Consider the following 4,387-nt stretch of genomic DNA (forward strand, 5'->3'; position numbering starts at 1 on the left):
GGCCCGCTTCCACCGCTTGTTGGATCGAGGAGGTAGTTGCTGCCGACCTGCACCAGGCTGGTCGCACCGGCGGCTTCGATCAATGTCCCTACGACCGGATCTAAGACAGCTGAAAGACCGCTCGAATTGCCAGCTGCATCTGTTGCAGTCGCCGTGAACGCATGCGTCCCTGCCGGAAGAGATCCGGTCGTGATGCTCCACGCTCCATTGGACGCCGTCACCGCCGTGCCGAGCAGCGTGTTACCCTCGTACAGCGTGATCGTACTGCCAGCCTCTGCCGTTCCCGAGACCACCACCTTGTTGGACGCGGCGAGCGTATCCGAGACGAGAACCGGCGCGTTGGGCGCGACCGTATCAACCGTGACGTTCAAGGCGCCAGACGTCACGCTCACATTGCCGGCCGCGTCCACCGCCTGGCCGGTAAAGGCATGGGTGCCATCGACCAGCGTGCCGGTCGCAAACGACCAGTTGCCACTGACATCGACCGTGGTGGTGCCGACCTGGGTCGCTCCATCGAACACCAGAACCTTGCTGCCAGCCTCCGCGGTCCCAGCCAGCGTCAGCTGATTGGCCTTCGTGACGCCATCGCCCGCAACGTTACTGTCAGGCGAGAACGTCGCAATGCTCGGCGCGGCAGGTGGGATCGTATCAGCGACCGAACCCGCCGAAGAGGGGCCCGACGTCACACTTCCATCGCCAATCTGAATGACAAGTGGATGATCAGTCAACGTGACGTGCAGCCGCGAGACGTTCGTGTAGGTCGCGATGGGACTGGTCCCGACGAGCGGGTCGTACACGTAAACCACCCCATAGGACTTTCCGAGATTGACCGTCACATCACTACTTGGGGACGCGATCTCCTTTTTCAGGTTCGGATCCCAGATGACATGCTCATCCCACACCACAAGATCAAACGTGCCATTGTGTTTCTCCAGTAGCATCTGGGAGGCGCTCGACGGCATGTTGTCCAGACTGTACGCCAGGCTGCCGGGTGTGAACGGTTGCGAGGCGTTGGGATCGCTCAAAATCGTCGTGAGATTGTGTATTGCGGTCGCGACAAGCTTTGGACTGCCATCACTGTTGAACAGGCCGAAATGAGCTTCCTTGTTCGTAAAGTTCGGATCCGATGCCTCATCGAATAGTTCATACAGGAACGTTTGCGCGACGCCGTCCTTGAACGCATCCATCAAGGTATCGAGCGTGTACTTCGCCTGGACCGTCTGATCGACCCCGCTCATGGGATCGCTCGTCATCGTGTCGTAGCCCGTTTCCGTGAAGACGACGGGCAATCCGGACGCGTCCCATTGTGCAATCTTCATATCGTTCAGCAGGACCTGGCTCGGCGTGGCCCCCGACCAGACATAGGCGTGAATATTGGCGTAGTCCGCCGACGACGAGAGGTTTCCTACCTGGCCATAGTTGGCGCTGTTCGGCTGAGATAGCGTGAGATTGTAAACCGGCACGTCCGCCAAGCTTGCATCGGCCTGAACGGCCGCAAAAAGTGCTTTCTGAAACGAAGCCGCGCTTGATAATGACGCACTGCCATTATACGAAAAGGTCTGGATATCCACCTCGTTGGGGCCTTCGATCGCGAACAGCCCGTTCGGATGAGCTGCGACAAACGCGTCCAGCTGTTTGATGAATGTCGAGAGGTTGGTTCCTGGCGGAGTGAAAAAGTCAAACTTGACCCCGTCACTCGCCAGTTGTGAATACGCCGCTTGAGCATGCGCCGTCGAGAACATGCTGCCGTCGCGGACGGTCGTCACTCCAAGGTACGCGAGTGAACTCTCAACCAGGCCAACATTCTCGTACACGGTCCAGTTGCCAAGATGAGTATTTACACCGACAGACTGCACAAACTTTGCGGCGTCGATCGCTGTCACATTTGATATGGCGGTCGTCATTATAAGCCCTGCAACGACGACCAGGAGGCGGTCGTATCGAGTTACAGAGTACGCGACAAGCATTGCAATCGATTGAACCGGCGTTTCTCGTTTTTATCGAAGAAGGAAGATCAAGGTCGAGCTGGTAGCGATAATGATGCCTTAAGATTGGCGAACGTTGGGGCTGCGTCTCACGAACGAGAGGCCCCCGCCCCTCCGTGCAACTACGGATATTCAGGTGCCGCCAATCGACCAAGCGCCGTGCGCGCTCGCCATCGAGACTCGTATAGATTTTCCAACTGCCGGAATACAGTGCAGCAACATGGCATTTACGACGTTTCACGCTCGTTTTGCGACCAAAAAGCCGGCGGCGACGCAAACAACGCCGCGGGCGCTGGCGCGGTGGGCGCGCCTGGTGTTGGCGCGGGCCACTCAGCGAATGGCTTCTCGACACCACGGGCTCAGGACCCGAATCTCATGAACAACCGATCAATTCAGGTAACCGGTAGAAATTTGCATCGGACTTTATGCCGCGTGCTGAAGAGTGCCTCTGAAGGCGTTATCAAACCAAATCAGACACCACGGGGGAACGGTGCTAACAGGAGGAATGAAGATATTACTGTTAGTGGCTTTCATGGTCGCAGGCTGGTCAACCGCATCCGCCGAGACAAACGCTCCGGATCCGCTGAAAGGGAATTCGTCCCTCCACGATGAAGTTAAAGCGGCCAGGGCCAAAGAGAAGGCGGACGATGTTCGTGGGCCGAAAGAACGATGGTGGGATCGCGACGCCGAAGGGAAGCGGCCTTGGGACAAACCCACGAGCACATCAGAAGGGTTTCCAAAGCCATAACGACTACCGCTGCTTTGAGAACGCGGAACACTTATCCTCCGCAGCGGTCACCTGCCGAACTCTGGTGAACGCGTGCTCTTTGCGCGACGATACCCGGCAATCGTGGCGGCCGAGTTGACGGTATCGACCATGACGAACGATTCCTTTGGTGAATAGGAAAGACGCTGCCCGGTATTTTGCGCCGACCCGCCAAGGCAGCGAAACGTTCAGACGTTTTGCACAACCGACGCGCCGTCGTTGCCATTGTCGGTTGCGAAGCCATAGCGCGGATCGAAGCCAAAATGGTGGCGTCGACTAGCGAAGCCGCCGTGCCGACCGTCACCGCCGCCGAAACCACTTGAAGCCATTGTTGAAGTCGATCTTCCTGCTTGCGGTCGATCGTGACTTGGTTGTTGGCGTTGGAGGACTTGGCCCACAGCGGCGCCAGGATCGCTAAGTTCAGGCAAGTACTATTCTGAAGTCACTATTGGATCTTCGCACAGACAGGACGACTCATCGGTCTGACCTAAGCGTCATTAACGTATGACGATTTGATCGACGGTAACGACATTATCTTACTTTCCGACCTGAATATCGGTGTCGGGAGAACGATGGATAGGCAACACCTCGGAGCGCATTCGGCGGCTAGCCACGTCACCAAAGTAGAAACATTGTCCGGGATGTGCAGCGCGTAACTGCCGTAGTCCGGCGCCATCGTCTGACGTATGATACGGATGCGCTTCACGCGATCCGCTTGGGGTGGGAACTTCTGCGGCCGACGCGGTACGACGACACGCGGTCCGGAATAGATAGGGCCCGATCTCAATCTAGGATTTGAAAGGAATTGAAACCAAGAGGAGGTGAAAATGCGCGTCTTTTCCGTCTTAGTCCTCACTTTGGCTTCGCTGGTCCAGGCTCATGCGCAAGGGACAGTCCAAGACACGGTCGGGACAGGGAGAAGGTCAGAACCTAGTCTCAGCGATGCCTGCCACTACACGATAGATGGGCATTCACACGAGGTTCCGGCGGGCGGGAACCTCTGTTGGCGGGTCCCGTACCCGTACTTGTCGGAGTACGGGCTATTGCATTGTGACCCTAAAAACAACTTCCAGGAGATGGCAATGGTGAGGCGCGGTGATCCTCGCTGCGACCGATACGAAATGCGTCAATAATAGTGCTGCGCATCGGTGTCGGCGATACACTCGATCGTTCACGCAAAAGCCTTCCGCGTGCTGGGCGCGCGTCACCCTAAGCCGCTGCGACTTGGACAATCGGCGTTACGCCTGACGCTTGCGTAAGAACTCGAACTGCTGATCAAGCTTAAAGCGCTCGCTGTTCAAAGCTATATCTTGCTCACGCACATCGTGGCCATCATGCGCAAGAACATCGATCAGAACCTGTTGACCTTCGATGTAACGCTGGCGCTGTGCGATTTCGCGCTTCAATTGATCTAGCTCCGAATTAATTACCGCGGCCAAATGCAATCTCCTTTCCGCGTCGTTGCCAGCGAAAGCCTACCGCGAAATGCCTGAGACAATGCTGCAAGAATTTTCGGCCGAAAGGGGCAGCCCGTGTCTCGACAAATGCCAGTTGAAACGAGGCTCACTCAGCCATTGGGCCACTGCGTGAAGGTTTCGCCGCTCTTTCGGTTGGTCTGTCATTCGGCCTGCAATAT

At 56.9% G+C, this 4,387-nt stretch carries 2 protein-coding genes; both read right to left on the bottom strand.

Annotation, left to right across the window (positions count from 1 at the left end):
- The coding region (locus FXB38_RS42045; protein ID WP_246230641.1) for an Ig-like domain-containing protein at positions 1-1,904 on the bottom strand (1,904 nt) is incomplete at its 3' end.
- A gap of 2,085 nt (positions 1,905-3,989) precedes the next feature.
- Positions 3,990-4,190, bottom strand: a complete 201-nt coding sequence (locus FXB38_RS42050; protein ID WP_148756708.1) for a hypothetical protein — start codon at positions 4,188-4,190, stop codon at positions 3,990-3,992.
- Positions 4,191-4,387 lie beyond the last annotated feature (197 nt).

The organism is Bradyrhizobium cytisi (assembly GCF_008123515.1).
In the GTDB taxonomy this organism is placed as follows: domain Bacteria; phylum Pseudomonadota; class Alphaproteobacteria; order Rhizobiales; family Xanthobacteraceae; genus Bradyrhizobium; species Bradyrhizobium cytisi.